A 16386-nucleotide genomic window follows, 5' to 3' on the forward strand; every position below is an offset into this window, starting at 1 on the left:
TGGGCCGGCCGCCCGCCGCCCTACGGGAGCCGCCCGGTGCGTGTGATCGTCCGGACCGTCAGCGAGCTGTGCGTCACCCTCGGCACCGTGATCGTCCTCTTCGTCGTCTACGTGCTGTTCTGGACCGGGGTGCGGGCCGACCACGTCATGGACGACCAGATGCACCGCCTGCGGGACCAGTGGGCGCGGACGCCCGCGACCGCCTCCGGGGCTCCCGCGACGCCCACCCCTCCGGCGCCGTACCGCCGGGGCGAGCCCTTCGCGATCATGTACATCCCGCGGCTCGGTTTCACGTGGAACAAGCCGGTGCTCGAGGGGACCGCCACCTCCACCCTGAAGAGGGGCCTGGGCCACTACCCGGGCACCGCGCGGCTCGGGCAGACCGGGAACTTCTCCGTCGCCGGACATCGCCGCACGTACGGCGACCCGTTCAAGGACTTCCCCAGGCTGCGACGCGGCGACGCGGTGGTGCTCACCGACGGCACGACCTGGTTCACCTATCGGATCGACAAAGGCCCCTACAAAACAGTGCCCGCCGACGTCGAGGTGATCGACCCTGTGCCACGTAAGTCGGGGTATACGCGTCCCGGACGCTATCTGACGCTGACCACGTGCGATCCCGAATGGGGGCACAGTCACCGGCTGATCGTCTGGGCGCATCTGGACTCCACGCAGCCCGTGGAGGCAGGCGAACCCAGGGCTCTGCGCCGTTAGTCTGGTGCTGTACGGCGAGAGTCTGGTGCCGTGGTGCGACGGAAGGGACGGCATGTACGGCTTCATCTGGCGGCATCTGCCGGGAAACACGTGGCTGAAGGCGCTGATCTCGATCGTGCTGGTGCTGGCTGTCGTCTATGTCCTGTTCCAGTACGTCTTTCCGTGGGCCGAACCGCTGCTTCCCTTCAACGATGTGACGGTGGACAACCAGTGAGCGCGCGCATTCTCGTCGTCGACAACTACGACAGCTTCGTCTTCAACCTGGTCCAGTACCTGTACCAGCTGGGCGCCGAGTGCGAGGTCCTGCGCAACGACGAGGTCTCCACGGCCCACGCCCAGGACGGCTTCGACGGCGTCCTGCTCTCGCCGGGCCCGGGCACGCCCGAGGAGGCCGGCGTCTGCGTCGACATGGTCCGCCACTGCGCGAGCACCGGCGTGCCCGTCTTCGGCGTCTGCCTGGGCATGCAGTCGATGCAGGTGGCGTACGGCGGCGTGGTGGGCCGGGCGCCGGAGCTGCTGCACGGCAAGACCTCGCTGGTCGAGCACGAGGGCCGGGGCGTCTTCGCCGGCCTGCCCACCCCGTTCACCGCGACCCGCTACCACTCCCTGGCCGCCGAGCCCGCGACCGTCCCGGCCGAGCTGGAGATCACCGCGCGGACCCACGACGGCATCGTCATGGGCCTGCGCCACCGGGAGCTCCCGGTCGAGGGCGTGCAGTTCCACCCCGAGTCGGTCCTGACCGAGCACGGGCACCGGATGCTGGCCAACTGGCTCGTGGAGTGCGGCGACCAGGGCGCGGTGGCGAGGTCGGCGGGGCTCGCCCCGGTGGTGGGCAGGGCCACGGCGTGACCGCTCTGCGCCCCGAGCGCGAGGACCGGTACGGCGGGGGTCCGCCGTACCGGCCTCCCCTCGACGAGGAGACGGTGGCGCTGCGGATACCACGACTGCCGGAGTCCGAGCTCGGCGGCGGGTCCATACCGGCTTCTGGGGCGTCGTCCGCCTCCGATGTCACCGGAACCACTCCGGGTGGCCGAGCGGCCCGCAGAAAGGCCGCCAAGCGCCGTCACGGGCGTCATGGCAGCGCTACCGAGGCGACGGATTCCGCCGCGGAGGTGTCCCAGGGCCGCCCGCTCTCCCGGGTGGAGGCCCGACGGCAGGCGCGGGCGCGCAGGCCCAGCGCGGCGGTGGTCGCCAGCCGGGCGGTCGGCGAGGTGTTCATCACCACGGGCGTGCTGATGCTGCTGTTCGTCACCTACCAGCTGTGGTGGACGAACGTCCGGGCGCACGCGCAGGCGGACAGGGAGGCGAGCAGCCTCCAGGACGACTGGGCGAACGGCAAGCGCAACCCGGGGACCTTCTCGCCCGGCCAGGGCTTCGCCATCCTGCACATCCCCAAGCTGGACGTGGTCGTGCCGATCGCCGAGGGCATCAACAACAAGCGCGTCCTCGACAAGGGCATGGTGGGGCACTACGGCGAGGGCGCGCTGAAGACGGCCATGCCCGACGCCAAGAGCGGCAACTTCGGGCTCGCGGGGCACCGCAACACCCACGGCGAGCCGTTCCGCTTCATCAACCGGCTCCAGCCGGGCGACGACATCGTCGTGGAGACGCAGGACGACTACTACGTCTACAAGATGGCGTCGATGCTGCCGGTGACCTCGCCGCGCAACATCAGCGTCCTCGAACCGGTCCCGCCGGGATCCGGCTTCACCGGCCCGGGGCGCTACATCACGCTGACGACGTGCACGCCGGAGTTCACCAGCAAGTACCGGTTGATCGTCTGGGGCAAGATGGTCGAGGAACGGCCGCGCAGCAAGGGCAAGCCGGATGCGCTCGTCGAGTAGGGGCAGATGAACCGTGGCAGCGACCACCGACGGCACTCAGCACGAAGAGGACACCGACGCGCCCGGGGCCGCGGCCCCGCCCGCGCCGCGGCGCCGCGGCGGCAGGATCGCCCAGGCGGTCAGCGTCTTCGGTGAACTTCTCATCACGGCCGGGCTGGTGCTCGGCCTGTTCGTCGTCTACTCCCTGTGGTGGACCAACGTCGTCGCCGACCGCAAGGCCGGTCAGCAGGGCGACCGGGTCCGCGACACCTGGGCGCGCCAGGACACCGGACCGGGCGCGCTCGACACCGGGAACGGCATCGGCTTCCTGCACGTACCCGCGATGAGGAACGGCGAGGTCCTGGTCGAGGAGGGCACCTCGTCGAAGATCCTCAACGACGGGGTCGCCGGCTACTACACCGAGCCTGTCAAGGCGACCCTCCCCACGAGCGGGAAGAACGGCAACTTCTCTCTGGCCGCCCACCGCGACGGGCACGGCGCGAAGTTCCACAACATCGACAAGCTGGCGAAGGGCGACCCGATCGTCTTCGAGACGCGGGACAACTGGTACGTCTACAAGGTGTTCTCCATCCTTCCCGAGACCTCGAAGTACAACGTCGAGGTCCTCGGTGCCGTCCCCAAGGAGGCCGGCACGACGAAGGCCGGCAAGTACATCACCCTGACGACGTGCACGCCCGTCTACACCAGCCGCTACCGCTACGTCGTGTGGGGCGAGCTGGAGCGTGTGGAGAAGGTGGACGCCGACCGGACGCCGCCGAAGGAACTGCGCTGACCTCAGCGGAGCTGTGAGACGCCGTAGGGCCCTGCCGGGTGATCCGGCAGGGCCCTACGGCGTCGTGGCGGTGGTGAGATCCCCCGCCGAGCGGTCGTCCACCGAGCGGTTTTCTCCGAGCGGTCATTCGCCCGCGCGAACACCCCCGGTCGTCCCGGCGGGGCACCGGCCGGGCGGGTGTGGTGCCCGCCCGGGCGAACACCCCCTAACCGCTGGTTCCTCCGAAGAAGATGGTTCCCCCGTTGTTCCCGCCGTTGTTGTTCCCATTGTTCTGGATGGTGACCAGGTTGACCGTCTGGCCCTTGTTCACCGTGCTGCCGGGCGCCGGGTCGGAGGTGAAGACGATGGCGTTGTCGTCGTTGCTGCCCTGGATGTTGCCGACGTTCAGCCCCACGTCCTGGAGCGCCTTCCTGGCGTCCTTCAGGGACATGCCCTGGAGGTTCGCTGGGACCTGCGTCTGCTGGTTCTCGGGCGCCTTGCCGATCTGGATCGAGACCGTGGAGCCCTTGTCGGCCTGCGAGCTGACCTGCGGGGTGGTCTGGATGACCTTGCCCACCTGGTTCGGGTCCTGGGTCTCGACCTCGGTGCAGGTGCCGACCAGGTTGTTCTGCTCCATCTGCGCCTTGGCGGCGTCACAGCTCTGACCGCGGACGTCGGGGACGGTCGCCTTCTCCTCCGCCTTGGCGACGGTGAGGGTGATCGTGGTGCCCTTCTCCACCTCGGAGCCGAGCTCGGGGTCCTGGCTCAGGACGGTGCCGGCCTCTTCCGACGACACCTCCTGCTTCGTCTCGACGACGAACTGGTACTTGTCGCCTTCAAGCTCCGACTTGGCCTCTTCCAGGCTCTTGCCGAGGACGCTGGGGACGGCCACCTTGGGCGCACCGGTCGACACGGTGATGTTGATCGTGTCGCCCTTGTTGACGTCGGCCTTGGCCGGCGGGTTCTGGTCGCAGACGCTGCCCTTGGGCGTGTTCTCGCAGGGTTTCTGCGTCGGCACCAGTTTCAGCTCGACGTTGGTCGCCATCGTCTGAGCGCGCTCCAGCGTCTGCCCGACGAAGTTCGGGGCCGCGAACGGCTTGTCCCCCGCCCCGTTGCCGGTGAAGACCCACTTGCCGATGAGGATCGCGCCCACGAGCACCAGCACGGCCGCCACGACCAGCAGGATCGTCGAGCCGTTGCTCTTCTTCTGCCGGCGCCGGTCGGGGCGGTCGTCGTAGCCGAAACCGCCCTCGTCCGGGTTCATGGGCGGCAGCATCGTGGTCGCGCCCGCGTCGGCGCGCAGCGCCGTCGTCGGCTGGTCGTCGGGGTAGCCGCCGTAACCGACCGCGCCCATCGCCGCCGTGGCCCCGACCGGCTGACCGTCGAGGCAGGCCTCGATGTCGGCGCGCATCTCGTCGGCGGACTGGTAGCGGTAGTTCGGGTCCTTGACCAGGGCCTTCAGCACGATCGCGTCCATCTCGGGCGTGATCTCGGGGTCGAAGACGCTGGGCGCCTGCGGTTCCTCCCGGACGTGCTGGTAGGCCACGGCCACCGGCGAGTCGCCGACGAAGGGCGGCCGTACCGTCAGCAGCTCGTAGAGGAGACACCCGGTGGAGTACAGGTCGGAACGGGCGTCGACCTGCTCGCCCTTGGCCTGCTCCGGGGAGAGGTACTGGGCGGTGCCGATCACGGCTGCCGTCTGCGTCATCGTCATGCCGGAGTCGCCCATGGCGCGGGCGATGCCGAAGTCCATCACCTTGACCTGGCCGTTGCGCGTCAGCATGACGTTCGCCGGCTTGATGTCCCGGTGGACGATCTGGTTGCGGTGGGCGTACTCCAGGCCCTGGAGGATGCCGATGGTCATCTCCATGGCCCGCTCCGGCAGCAGCTTGCGGCCGGAGTGCAACAGCTCCCGCAGGGTGGAGCCGTCGACGTACTCCATGACGATGTACGGGATCGAGACCCCGTCGATGTAGTCCTCGCCCGTGTCGTAGACCGCGACGATCGCGGGGTGGTTGAGCGAAGCGGCCGACTGGGCCTCCCGGCGGAACCGGGCCTGGAAGGAAGGGTCGCGCGCGAGGTCCGCGCGCAGCGTCTTCACCGCCACGGTGCGGCCCAGACGGGTGTCATGCGCGAGGTAGACCTCGGCCATGCCACCACGGCCGAGCACGTGGCCCAGCTCGTACCGGCCGCCGAGGCGACGCGGCTCTTCCATAGCTACCTACCAGCCCTCTCCGTCGGTCCCGACCGGCACACATGTGCGGTCGCAGGCTGCCGTCCGGGCATACCGTACCCGGACGGCGCGTCGTGACCTGGCCAAGCCCGTCACCCGATACAGGACCGGTATCGCAACGTGCACCGATGTGTAGGCGACGTGATCGGGGTCACTTCTTGCTGTCGATGACTGCCTTCATCACGTCCCTTGCGATCGGGCCGGCGAGGCCGCCACCTGAAATGTCGTCTCGGTTGGCCGCGCCGTCCTCGACGACCACGGCGACGGCCACCGGCGAGCTGCCGTCGGACAGCTTCGCGTAGGAGATGAACCAGGCGTACGGCTTCTCACTGTTGTTCAGGCCGTGCTGGGCGGTACCGGTCTTGCCGCCGACCTTCACGCCCGAGATCTTCGCCTTGCCGCCGGTGCCCTGCGGGTCGTTGACGACGGTCTCCATCATCTCCTGGAGCTTCTGCGCGGTCTCCGAGGAGACGGCCTGCGACAGCTCCTCCGGCTCGGTGGTCGCGATGGTGTCGAGGTTCGCGGCCTTGAGCTGGTCGACCATGTACGGCTTCATCAGCTTGCCGTCGTTGGCGATCGCCGAGGCGACCATGGCCATCTGCAGCGGCGTGGCGCGGTTGGACGCCTGGCCGATGCCGTCCATGGCGTTCTGCGGCGCGTTGTCCTCGGGGTAGACGCTCTGGGCGGCGCGGACCGGGGTGTCCAGCTCCTTGTTGTTGTAGCCGAACTTCTCCGCCTGCTCGATCATCTTCTCGTTGCCGACGTTGTGGGACATCTTCGCGAAGACGGTGTTGCAGGACACCATGAGCGCGTACCGCAGGGTGGCGTTCTCGCATTCACCGTGCTCGTTGGTGAGCGGCGTCGTCGTCTCCGGCAGCTGGTAGGGGTCCGGCGTCTTGGTCGCCTCGTCGATACCGGAGACCACGCCGTTCTCCAGCGCGGCGGCCGCGGTGACGACCTTGAACGTCGAGCCCGGCGGGTACGTCTCGCGCAGCGCCCGGTTCAGCATCGGGTCGTCCGGGTTGTTCTTCTTCTGGACGGCGTTCCAGGCCTCGGCGTCCTTGTCGGAGGTTCCGGCGAACTTCGACGGGTCGTACGACGGCGTGGAGACCAGCGCCAGGATCTTGCCGGTGGCCGGGTCGATCGCGGCGACGGCGCCCTTCTTGTTGCCCAGCCCCTCGTACGCGGCCTTCTGCGCGGCGGCGTTGAGGGTGGTGACGACGCTGCCGCCCTCCTTCTTCTTGCCCGTGATCATGTCGAGCGTGTTGCGGAAGAAGAGCCGGTCGTCGTTGCCGGTGAGGATGCCGTCCTCGAGCTTCTCCAACTGGTTGGCGCCGAAGGCCTGCGAGGAGTACCCGGTGACCGGCGCCCACATCGGGCCGTTCGTCCAGGTGCGCTTGAACTTGTAGTCGCCGCTGGTGTTCTCCACCGATCCGGTGATCGCCTCGCCCTCGACGATAATGTCGCCGCGCGGGGTGGCGTAGCGCGCGATGTTGACGCGGCGGTTCTCGTCGTCGCTGGCCAGGTCGTTGGCCTTGGCGTACTGGAGCCAGTTGTCGCGAACCAGCAGGGTGAGGATCAGCAGTCCGCAGAAGATCGCGATCCGGCGCAGGGGCTTGTTCATGACGGGCGGACCACCTGGGTCATCTCGGCGTCGGGGTTGGAGGCGGGGGCGGGTGCCGGTCGGCGCGCGGTGTCGCTGATTCTGATGAGGATGCCGATCAACGCCCAGTTGGCGATGACGGAGGAACCGCCGTACGCCAGGAACGGCATCGTCATACCGGTCAGCGGGATCAGGCCCATCACGCCGCCGGCCACGACGAACACCTGGAGCGCGAAGGCGCCCGAGAGGCCGATGGCGAGCAGCTTGCCGAAGGGGTCGCGGGCGGCGAGGGCGGTGCGCACGCCGCGCTCCACGATCAGGCCGTACAGCAGCAGCAGCGCCATCACACCGGCCAGGCCGAGCTCCTCGCCGAAGGTCGCGAGGATGAAGTCGGAGTTGGCGGCGAAGCGGATCAGCTCGGAGTGGCCCTGGCCCCAGCCGGTGCCGAGGGTGCCGCCGGAGCCGAACGCCCACAGGGCCTGCATGGCCTGCTCGGAGTGGCCGACGGAGCCCTGTCGGGAGAGGGTGTACTCCTTCATCGGGTCGAGCCAGGCCTGGACGCGCTGCTGGACGTGCGGTTCGAAGCTGGCCACGCCGACGGCACCGGCCCCGGACATCAGCAGACCGAAGACGATCCAGCTGGTCCGCTCGGTGGCGACGTACAGCATGATGACGAACATTCCGAAGAACAGCAGCGAGGTGCCGAGGTCGGTCTCGAAGACCAGGATCAGGATCGAGATGAACCAGACGACCAGGATCGGGCCCAGGTCACGGCCGCGCGGCAGGTACAGGCCCATGAAACGGCGGCTGGCCAGGGCGAGCGCGTCGCGCTTCACCATCAGGTAGCCCGCGAAGAAGATCGCCAGGACGATCTTGGCGAACTCACCGGGCTGGATCGAGAACGAGCCGACCTGGATCCAGATCTTGGCGCCGTAGATGTTCCGGCCGAGGCCCGGCACCAGTGGCAGCAGCAGCAGGAACAGCGCGCCGACCATGGAGATGTACGTGTAGCGCTGCAGGACGCGGTGGTCCTTGAGGAAGATCAGCACCACGATGAAGAAGGCGATGCCCATCGCCGTGTACATGAGCTGCCGTGGCGCGGCCGTGCCGGCCTGCTGGATGGACTGGAGCAGCTCGGACTGGTCCAGCCGCCAGATGGCGACGAGTCCGAGGCCGTTCAGCAGCGTGGCCAGCGGCAGCAGCAGCGGGTCGGCGTACGGCGCGAACTTGCGGACCACGAGGTGGGCGACGCCGGCCAGCAGGCCGAGTCCCAGGCCGTAGGCGAGCAGGCCGGACGGCACCTGCTCGTTGATGGCGAGGCCCACGTTGGCGTAGGCGAACACCGGGATGAGGACGGCGAACACCAGCAGCGCGAGCTCGGTGTTGCGCCGGCTCGGGGTGCCGATCGAGCCGATCGTGGACGTGTGGTGCGTCGGCGTGTTGGTAGTACTGCTCATCGTGTGACGGGGCCTCTCACGGCTTGTCTACTGCTCACCGCACCGCGAGACGACCTTCTGCTCTTCCTCCGAGAGAGTCGGGCCGGGGTTGGGAGTGGCGGTCGCGGACGTGGACGGAGTCGTGGACGGGGAGACCGACCCGCCCGAGGGGGGCGGAGTCGGCGTTGCCTTGGACGTGAGGGAGGTACGGGTGGTTCCCGTCGTGCCTCCGGCCTCGCCCTGGGGGGATTTGGCGTTCTGGCCCTCGGCGGCTCTGGCCTGGGTCTGCTTCTTGCACGCGGAGGCCTGGACGGCCAGCTCGTCGATCTTCTTCTGGGCGGAGGAAAGGTTGCCCGCGGGGATCGTCGCCTCGACCTGCTTCTGCTGGTACTGGGGGAGGTACTTGAGTTCGATCTCGGGGTGGTCCTTCTCCACCTTCGAGAGCGAGACCCAGGCCAGATCCTGGCTGATGCCGCGGTACAGCGCGAGGTGCTCGTCCTTGGTGCCCACGTAGTACTGCGTCTGCGTCCAGCGCCAGCCGCCGTACAGGCCGCCGCCGATGACGGCGAGCGCCAGCGCGCTGTAGAGCGATCTCTTCAGCCACCTGCGGTTCTTGCGGGGCTTGACGAAGTCGTCGTCGGTGTAGTCGCCGAAGCCGCTGGTGGGGATGAAGCCGGTCACGTCGCCGGAGCCGGGGGGCCCGAACTCCCCGCCGCCCTGGCCGCGGCCCTGGCGGCCGAGCCCGGAGGCCCGGCCGGCCGGGGTCTGCATGATGCCGTTGTCGTGCAGTTGGTGCTGGTTCTCGGCGACGGCGCCGACCACGACGGGCGTGTCGGACAGCTGTCCGGCGAGGGTGTCACCGGTGTCCAGGTCCAGGACGTCGGCGACGATGACGGTGATGTTGTCCGGGCCGCCGCCGCGCAAGGCGAGCTGGATCAGCTCCTGCACGGTCTCCTGCGGGCCCTGGTAGCTGGCGAGGGTGTCCTCGAGCGTCTGGTGGGAGACGACCCCGGACAGTCCGTCCGAGCAGATCAGGTAGCGGTCGCCGGCCCGGACCTCGCGGATCGACAGGTCGGGCTCGACGTGCTCGCCGCTGCCGAGCGCCCGCATCAGCAGCGAGCGCTGGGGGTGGGTGGTGGCCTCTTCCTCGGTGATGCGGCCCTCGTCGACCAGGCGCTGCACCCAGGTGTGGTCCTGCGTGATCTGGCTGAGGACGCCGTCGCGCAGCAGGTAGGCGCGGGAGTCGCCGACGTGCACCAGGCCGAGCCGCTGGCCCGTCCACAGCAGTGCGGTCAGCGTCGTCCCCATGCCCTCGAGCTGGGGGTCCTCCTCGACCATCGAGCGCAGCTGGTCGTTGGCGCGCTGGACGGCGGCGCCGAGCGAGGTGAGGACGTCGGAGCCGGGCACGTCGTCGTCGAGCGCGACGATCGTGGAGATCGCCTCGGAGGAGGCGACCTCACCGGCGGCGGCACCGCCCATGCCGTCGGCGATGGCGAGCAGGCGCGGACCGGCGTAACCGGAGTCCTCGTTGCCCTCCCGGATCATGCCCTTGTGCGATCCGGCGGCGAAACGCAGTGACAGACTCATGCGCACCTCGCCCGTCGGCCCCGGGTACAGCCGGTCGTGTCGAGCCACACTGCCCACCCTCCGGTCGGGAGCGCGCCGGGGCCCGGGGTGCCGGCCACCCGTGCGCGCTCGCTCCGCTCGCTCATTGTCGTACTACTTCCGCAGCTCGATGACGGTCTTGCCGATACGGATCGGCGCGCCCAGCGGGATCGGTGTGGGGGTCGTCAGCCGCGTCCGGTCGAGGTACGTGCCGTTGGTGGAACCGAGGTCCTCGACGATCCACTGGCCGTCGCGGTCCGGGTAGATCCTGGCATGGCGGCTGGAGGCGTAGTCGTCGTCCAGCACGATCGTGCTGTCGTGCGCGCGGCCCAGGGTGATGGTCTGACCCTGGAGCGCGACGGTCGTGCCGGTGAGGGTGCCCTCGGACACGACCAGCTTCGTCGGGGCGTTGCGTCCCCTGCGGCCGCCGCCGGACGGGGCGGGCTGCTGGCGCTGCTGCGGGGGTGCCTGGCGCTGGGCCTGCTGCGCCCGGTTGGCCTCCCGGCGCGAGCCGCGCTGGGTGACGCGGGTACCGAACAGGTCGCTTCGGATGACCTGCACGGCCACGATCACGAACAGCCACAACACGGCCAGGAAACCCAGCCGCATGACCGTGAGGGTCAGCTCTGACATTGCCCCCGCTTCACCCTTCGGCTTGCCTATAGATAACGGTGGTGCTGCCCACGACGATCCGCGAGCCGTCGCGGAGCGTAGCGCGGGTGGTGTGCTGCCCGTCCACCACGATGCCGTTGGTGGAGCCGAGATCCTGGATCGTCGAGGGCGAACCGGTGCGGATCTCGCAGTGCCGTCGAGAGACGCCGGGGTCGTCGATCCGCACGTCGGCCTCGGTGCTGCGGCCCAGCACGAGCGTGGCGCGGGAGATCTGGTGGCGGGTGCCGTTGATCTCGATCCAGTGGCGGGTGCGCGCACCCGGCTGCGGTGCGCCGACCGGTCCGCCGCCGGCCGCGCCGGGACGCTGTCCGCCGGCCGCCGGCGGGTAGCCGTACCCACCGGGGCGGGCGCCGGGCGGCGGGGTGGACGGCATGGGGGGCGGGGCGCCGGCGCCGGCGGCCGGCGGGTAGCCGTAGCCGCCGGGGCGCTGTCCGCCGGCCGGGGCGCGGTCGGGGGCCTGGCTGCTGGACGAGGCGAGCGTACGGCTGCGCACCCGGTACAGGCCGGTGTCGAGGTCGTCCGCCTTCTCCAGGTTGACCTTGATCGGACCCATGAAGGTGTAGCGCTGCTGCTTGGCGTAGTCGCGCACCATGCCGGCGAGCTCGTCGCCGAGCTGGCCGGAGTAGGGGCTGAGGCGCTCGTAGTCCGGCGTGCTCAGCTCCACGATGAAGTCGTTGGGGACGACCGTCCGGTCGCGGTTCCAGATGGTGGCGTTGTTGTCGCACTCCCGCTGGAGCGCTCCCGCGATCTCCACGGGCTGGACCTCGGACTTGAAGACCTTGGCGAAGGTGCCGTTGACCAGACCCTCGAGACGCTGCTCGAACTTCTTCAGGACTCCCATGGGGCACCTCCTCCGTCGTTGGTCCTGCTGTCCCGCTTCGTGCTGCCTACCTGGTACTGCTTACTGATCGTATCCACGCGCCGCTGAATCGGCTGGTTCCCCCTGTCGGCCCCGTCGACGGGTGTCGACGGCCTCTCGCGCACCTGTATCCGTACGTACCTCTGTCCGTACTTCTGCCCAGGATCGTAGAGGCGGCCGAGGACCAGTGTCCCGCACCTGACTGCGGACCTCGTCCGGCTCATGGGGAGACGGCCTCCATAGGTACGAGGTTGATACGTGAACCAGTCACCGTCGAGACGTACGGACGGCGCCGCGGGGGCCCTCGCGGTCACCTCTGCCCCGGAACAAGGGATGTGAACGCACCCTGGCCGGCATGCTAATGTTCTGCATGTCGGAAGGCGCCAGGCCGCAGAGCCCACAAGCCCGAGGACACACCCAATGCGCGGGTGGCGGAATAGGCAGACGCGCTGGATTCAGGTTCCAGTGCCCGCAAGGGCGTGGGGGTTCAACTCCCCCCTCGCGCACCAGCCGAAAGCCCCCCAGGTCCCAGACCTGGGGGGCTTTCGCGTGTTCGGGGGCGGAGCGGACCGCGTGAGGTATCTCACGGGTGGTCAGCGGCGGGCCGGTTGTCCACAGTCGGCGAGTCGTCCACAGGGTCTGACGCGTTTCGGCCGCCGGCTGTACGGTCTGCACGAGTTGATGTTCGGCTCGTCGTGGAGCCGGGTGCGGACGTACGGACGTGAGCGGGGGAGGCGGTCGTCATGACCGAGGCTGGTGCTGCCGGGGCCGGTGCCGAGGCGGGCGGGCGGCACAGGCTGCCCCCGGTGCGGGGCTTCGCCCGGTGGCCGGTCGCCGGGTCGCCCAAGGAGGACGGCAAGGAGCTGCGCCGCCGGGTACCTCGCGCGGCGCACGCGCAGCTCGACGCGGACGCCCCGCGACCGGACGCGGTGACGGCTGTCGAGGAGTCCAACCGGGGCCGCATCGCAGAGCTCACTCCGATAAGGGTCGGCCGGATGGCGGCGACCCCCTTCGCGTTCCTGCGCGGCTCGGCCGGCCTCATGGCCCACGACCTCGCCCGCACCCCCATGACCCGGATCCGCGCCCAGATCTGCGGTGACGCGCACGCCGCCAACTTCGGCCTGTACGGCGACGCCCGGGGCGGCCTGGTCATCGACCTGAACGACTTCGACGAGACGGTCGACGGCCCCTGGGAGTGGGACCTCAAGCGCCTCGCCGCCTCCCTGGTGCTCGCGGGCCGCGAGGCCGGCGCCGACGAGGACACCTGCCGCAAGGCGGCGCACGACGCGGCGGGCGCCTACCGCCGCACCATGCGCCTGCTGGCCAGGCTCCCCGTCCTGGACGCCTGGAACGCGATCGCCGACGAGGAACTCGTCTCCCACACCGACGCCCACGACCTGCTGGGCACGCTGGAGCGGGTCTCGGAGAAGGCGCGCGCCAACACCAGCGGACGGTTCGCGGCCAAGTCGACCGAACCGACGCCGGAGGGCGGACGCCGCTTCGTCGACGCGCCGCCGGTGCTGCGCCGGGTGCCCGACGCGGAGGCGGCGGCGGTGGCCGCCTCGCTCGAGCCGTACCTGAGCACCGTGTCGGAGGACCGTCACCCGCTGCTGTCCCGGCACGCGGTGCAGGACGTCGCCTTCCGCATCGTCGGCACGGGCAGCGTGGGCCTGCGGTCGTACGTCGTCCTGCTCCTGGACCACCGGGGTGAGTCGCTGATCCTCCAGGTGAAGGAGGCGCGCGGCTCGGCGCTCGTGCCGCACCTGCTGAGCGCCGGGTTCGACGTGGCCGACGCCGACCACGAGGGACGCCGGGTGGTGCTCGGCCAGAAGCGGATGCAGGTCGTCAGCGACGTCCTGCTCGGCTGGACGACGGTCGAGGGCCGTCCCTTCCAGGTGCGGCAGTTCCGCAACCGCAAGGGGAGCGTCGACCCCGCCGCGCTCGCCGCCGACCAGGTCGACGACTACGGCCGGATGACCGGCGCGCTGCTGGCCCGCGCCCACTCGCACAGCGCCGACCCGCGCCTGGTGGCCGGCTACTGCGGCAAGAACGAGGAGCTCGACGAGGCGATCGCGTCCTTCGCCGTGGCGTACGCCGACCGCACCGAGGCGGACCACGCGCAGCTGGTGGCGGCGGTGCGGGCGGGGACAATCGCGGCGGAGGCGGGGGTGTGAGGGTGCTGTGGCCTCCGGTGGGCGGTCCTCCCGGCCGTGCGCGGCGTTCGCGGGGTGGGGGCGGTGAGCGGCGGTCGGCTCCGTGAGCCTTGGCCTACGCTGGTCGGGTGACGACCCCCGAAGCTGAGCAGCCGCGGCCCGAGGAGCGGCTGGAGCAGGCCGTGCGGGCCGCCGAGCAGGCGTTGATCGAGTTCGAGATCGCGGTGGAGACCTTCCGCGTCGAGGTCGAGAACTTCTCGCGGCTCCACCACCAGAAACTCGGCCCCATGTACGCCCGGCTCGACGAGCTGGAGGCCCAGATCGCCGAGGCCAGGGCCGCCCGCACCGGCGACCCCGAGGACCTGCGCAGGGCGGCCGAGGCGCGGGCCCGGGTGCTGCCCATGCCCGGGGTCGAGGAGCTCTTCCACGGCTGGTTGGACGACAGCGGGCTGTTCCCGGAGGCCGCGGCGATGCTCACGGACCAGTCGGTGCGGCCCCCCGAGCGGGTGCGCCCCAGCGACGAGGCCCGCAAGCTCTACCGTGAGCTGGCCCGCAAGGCCCACCCCGACCTGGCACAGGAGGACGCGGAGCGGCAGCGGCGCGAGGAGTTCATCACCCGCGTCAACGCCGCCTACGCCCGCGGTGACGAGGGTCTGCTGCGCGAGCTGGCGCGGGAGTGGGCGGCCGGTCCCGCGCCCGCCGAGCGGCGGCCGAGCCCCAGCGAGGAGCTCTATGCCCGCCTCGAGTGGCTCGCCGAGCGCAAGGAGATGCTGACCCTGGCCGCGCGGGAGCTGGAGGAGAGCGCGATCGGTGGGATGCTCCGGCTGGCCCCGGACGATCCCGACCGCCTCCTGGAGGAGATCGCCGAGCAGCTTCTCACCGAGGTCGCCAAGAAGGAGTCCGAGCTCGCGGAGCTGGTGGGATAGCGGGAGCGGCCGCCGGGTGCCCCCGGTCGGGTAGCGTCGGGGACATGAGTTTCGGAGCTGGTGTGCCCACGGTCGAGGTCGGCGACCTCAAGGACGGTGACTTCCTGCTGGATGTCAGGGAGGACGACGAGTGGCAGGCGGGTCACGCGGAAGGGGCGCTGCACATCCCCATCAGTGAGTTCGTCGCCCGCTACGGCGAGCTGACCGAGGCCGCCCCGCAGGACGGGCGGGTCCATGTGATCTGCCGCTCGGGTGGCCGTTCTGCCCAGGTCACGATGTACCTGGTGCAACAGGGCGTCGACGCCGTGAACGTCGACGGCGGCATGCAGGTGTGGGCCGCGGCGGGCCGACCGGTCGTGACCGACGAGGGCCGGCCCGGCTTCGTGCTGTAGCGCGGGTGTCAGGCGAGGGGGTGGGCGGCCAGCAGGTCGCCCAGGGCCTCCTCGTGAGCCGCGGCCGGGCCGAGGGACAGCTCAAGGTGCTTGGCCCAGGCGTGGTAGCGGTGCAGCGGGTAGTCCACGTCGGCGCCGAAGCCGCCGTGCAGGTGCTGTGCGGTCTGCACGACCCGCCGTACGCCCTCCGAGGCCCAGATCTTGGCCACGGCGATGTCGCCCGAGGCGGGCAGGGCGCCCTGCCCGCCGGAGGAGAGGCGCCAGGCCGCCTGCCACAGGGTTGCCTCCATCGCGCGCAGGTCGACGTAGCGGTCGGCGGCCTGGACGGCGACGGCCTGGAAGGTCGCGATCGGGTGCCCGAACTGCTCCCGCTGCCCGGCGTAGTCGCTCGTCATCCGCAGGACGCGTTCGCCCAGGCCGAGCGCCACTGCGCAGGTACCGGTGGCCAGCAGACCGCGCAGCCACTCCCAGGCGCCGTCGGCGGTGATGACGTCCGGGGTTCGGACGCGGGTGGATTCCAGGCGCAGTTCGCCGAGCCGTTCGCCCGTGGTGGAGATCTGCTCGGCGAGGGCGGTGCCCGGGTGCCCGCGGGGGACCAGGGCGAGGACGCTCCGGTCGTCGCCGGTGCGCGCGGGGACGACGACGAGGTCGGCGTCGTAGGCCCAGGGCACCGCCGTCTGCACCCCGTCCAGCACCCATTCCTCGCCGTCCTGCCGGGCTGTCACGGAGAGTTCGGCCGCGTCGTGACCGGTGCGGCCGTGCGCGGCGACGGTCAGGACGAGGTCGCCCCGCCCTGCCCGCGCGAGCACGGCGGACCGCACCTCGGGCCCACCGTAGGACTGGACGGCGGCCGCGGCGGCGCTGCTCTCCAGGAGCGGGACCCGGGCCAGCACGCGCCCCGACTCCCGCAGGACCAGGCAGAGCGCGACGGCGTCCAGGCCGGCCCCGCCGTATTCCTCGTCGAGCAGCAGGCTCAGCAGGTCGGCGCCGGCGAGGTTCGCCCACAGATCCCGGTCGAAGCCCTCGGCTACGGGGCGGCCCCGGGTGAGCGCGGGGCTGGGGACGCCGTCGGGTGCGACGTCGGCGAAGACCCCCCGCGCGGCCTCGGCCGCCGCCTGCTGCTCCTCGGTGAAGGTGAAGTCCACGGCCTGTCCTCCCGACGGGTCAGCTGATCTGACGGAGCGTCAAGATAGAACAG

15 protein-coding genes and 1 tRNA gene are annotated in these 16386 nt (G+C 70.5%); 9 read left to right on the forward strand and 7 right to left on the reverse strand.

Annotation, left to right across the window (positions count from 1 at the left end):
- Positions 1-36 precede the first annotated feature (36 nt).
- Genes ACZ4YY_RS09820 through ACZ4YY_RS09840 form a run of 5 tightly spaced genes read left to right on the forward strand, consistent with a single transcriptional unit; the run spans position 37 to position 3330 of the window.
- Positions 37-714 carry a class E sortase gene (locus ACZ4YY_RS09820; protein WP_468286077.1) on the forward strand — a complete coding sequence of 226 codons (678 nt, stop codon included), beginning with the start codon at positions 37-39 and terminating at the stop codon, positions 712-714.
- A gap of 4 nt (positions 715-718) precedes the next feature.
- Positions 719-928: a hypothetical protein gene (locus tag ACZ4YY_RS09825; protein ID WP_468286608.1), complete on the forward strand. Its 210-nt coding sequence runs from the start codon at positions 719-721 to the stop codon at positions 926-928.
- Positions 925-1563 carry an aminodeoxychorismate/anthranilate synthase component II gene (locus ACZ4YY_RS09830; protein ID WP_468286079.1) on the forward strand — a complete coding sequence of 213 codons (639 nt, stop codon included), beginning with the start codon at positions 925-927 and terminating at the stop codon, positions 1561-1563. Before ACZ4YY_RS09825 ends, ACZ4YY_RS09830 begins: the two co-directional genes overlap by 4 nt.
- On the forward strand, positions 1560-2558 hold the full coding sequence (locus ACZ4YY_RS09835) for a class E sortase (protein ID WP_468286081.1): 999 nt from the start codon (positions 1560-1562) through the stop codon (positions 2556-2558). The genes ACZ4YY_RS09830 and ACZ4YY_RS09835 overlap by 4 nt, the downstream gene beginning before the upstream one ends.
- A 13-nt stretch (positions 2559-2571) precedes the next feature.
- Positions 2572-3330, forward strand: a complete 759-nt coding sequence (locus tag ACZ4YY_RS09840) for a class E sortase (protein ID WP_468286084.1) — start codon at positions 2572-2574, stop codon at positions 3328-3330.
- A gap of 205 nt (positions 3331-3535) precedes the next feature.
- Here ACZ4YY_RS09840 and pknB read toward each other — a convergent pair whose 3' ends face one another.
- The 6 genes from pknB to ACZ4YY_RS09870 all read right to left on the reverse strand — a co-directional run bounded on the left by pknB (position 3536) and on the right by ACZ4YY_RS09870 (position 11699).
- The gene (gene pknB / locus ACZ4YY_RS09845) at positions 3536-5524 is read right to left on the reverse strand and encodes a Stk1 family PASTA domain-containing Ser/Thr kinase (protein ID WP_468286086.1); all 1989 of its coding nucleotides are present in this window, start codon (positions 5522-5524) and stop codon (positions 3536-3538) included.
- Positions 5525-5693: 169 nt separating this feature from the next.
- Entirely contained in the window at positions 5694-7166 is a 1473-nt protein-coding gene (locus ACZ4YY_RS09850) for a peptidoglycan D,D-transpeptidase FtsI family protein (RefSeq protein ID WP_468286090.1), read from the reverse strand.
- Complete coding sequence (locus ACZ4YY_RS09855) at positions 7163-8602, reverse strand: FtsW/RodA/SpoVE family cell cycle protein (RefSeq protein WP_468286093.1); 1440 nt, start codon at positions 8600-8602, stop codon at positions 7163-7165. Before ACZ4YY_RS09855 ends, ACZ4YY_RS09850 begins: the two co-directional genes overlap by 4 nt.
- A gap of 27 nt (positions 8603-8629) precedes the next feature.
- On the reverse strand, positions 8630-10168 hold the full coding sequence (locus ACZ4YY_RS09860; protein ID WP_468286097.1) for a Stp1/IreP family PP2C-type Ser/Thr phosphatase: 1539 nt from the start codon (positions 10166-10168) through the stop codon (positions 8630-8632).
- Between the two features lie 132 nt (positions 10169-10300).
- Complete coding sequence (locus tag ACZ4YY_RS09865; RefSeq protein WP_468286104.1) at positions 10301-10819, reverse strand: FHA domain-containing protein FhaB/FipA; 519 nt, start codon at positions 10817-10819, stop codon at positions 10301-10303.
- A 10-nt stretch (positions 10820-10829) separates the two neighbouring features.
- Positions 10830-11699, reverse strand: a complete 870-nt coding sequence (locus tag ACZ4YY_RS09870; RefSeq protein WP_468286107.1) for an FhaA domain-containing protein — start codon at positions 11697-11699, stop codon at positions 10830-10832.
- A gap of 440 nt (positions 11700-12139) precedes the next feature.
- On the opposite strand from ACZ4YY_RS09870, the gene ACZ4YY_RS09875 reads away from it, so the two are divergent.
- From ACZ4YY_RS09875 to ACZ4YY_RS09890, 4 genes are all read left to right on the forward strand, one after another.
- Positions 12140-12226: transfer RNA gene (locus ACZ4YY_RS09875), tRNA-Leu, on the forward strand.
- A gap of 234 nt (positions 12227-12460) precedes the next feature.
- Positions 12461-13891: a DUF2252 domain-containing protein gene (locus ACZ4YY_RS09880; protein WP_468286109.1), complete on the forward strand. Its 1431-nt coding sequence runs from the start codon at positions 12461-12463 to the stop codon at positions 13889-13891.
- A 107-nt stretch (positions 13892-13998) separates the two neighbouring features.
- A complete protein-coding gene (locus ACZ4YY_RS09885) occupies positions 13999-14796 on the forward strand; it encodes a J domain-containing protein (RefSeq protein WP_468286112.1) in 798 nt (265 codons plus the stop codon).
- A gap of 62 nt (positions 14797-14858) precedes the next feature.
- A complete protein-coding gene (locus tag ACZ4YY_RS09890) occupies positions 14859-15188 on the forward strand; it encodes a rhodanese-like domain-containing protein (RefSeq protein WP_468286585.1) in 330 nt (109 codons plus the stop codon).
- 8 nt (positions 15189-15196) lie between these two features.
- Here the strand turns inward: ACZ4YY_RS09890 and ACZ4YY_RS09895 are convergent, their stop codons facing one another.
- Positions 15197-16333, reverse strand: coding sequence for an acyl-CoA dehydrogenase family protein (locus ACZ4YY_RS09895; protein WP_468286117.1), 1137 nt, complete (start codon positions 16331-16333; stop codon positions 15197-15199).
- Positions 16334-16386 lie beyond the last annotated feature (53 nt).

The organism is Streptomyces sp. NPDC030143 (genome assembly GCF_055573695.1).

Excerpts from the sequence above, each read along its gene's own strand:
- ACZ4YY_RS09865 (WP_468286104.1), bottom strand. The coding sequence starts at position 10,819 with ATGTCAGAGCTGACCCTCACGGTCATGCGGCTGGGTTTCCTGGCCGTG.
- ACZ4YY_RS09880 (WP_468286109.1), top strand. The coding sequence starts at position 12,461 with ATGACCGAGGCTGGTGCTGCCGGGGCCGGTGCCGAGGCGGGCGGGCGG.
- ACZ4YY_RS09870 (WP_468286107.1), bottom strand. The coding sequence starts at position 11,699 with ATGGGAGTCCTGAAGAAGTTCGAGCAGCGTCTCGAGGGTCTGGTCAAC.
- pknB (WP_468286086.1), bottom strand. The coding sequence starts at position 5,524 with ATGGAAGAGCCGCGTCGCCTCGGCGGCCGGTACGAGCTGGGCCACGTG.
- ACZ4YY_RS09860 (WP_468286097.1), bottom strand. The coding sequence starts at position 10,168 with ATGAGTCTGTCACTGCGTTTCGCCGCCGGATCGCACAAGGGCATGATC.
- ACZ4YY_RS09855 (WP_468286093.1), bottom strand. The coding sequence starts at position 8,602 with ATGAGCAGTACTACCAACACGCCGACGCACCACACGTCCACGATCGGC.
- ACZ4YY_RS09850 (WP_468286090.1), bottom strand. The coding sequence starts at position 7,166 with ATGAACAAGCCCCTGCGCCGGATCGCGATCTTCTGCGGACTGCTGATC.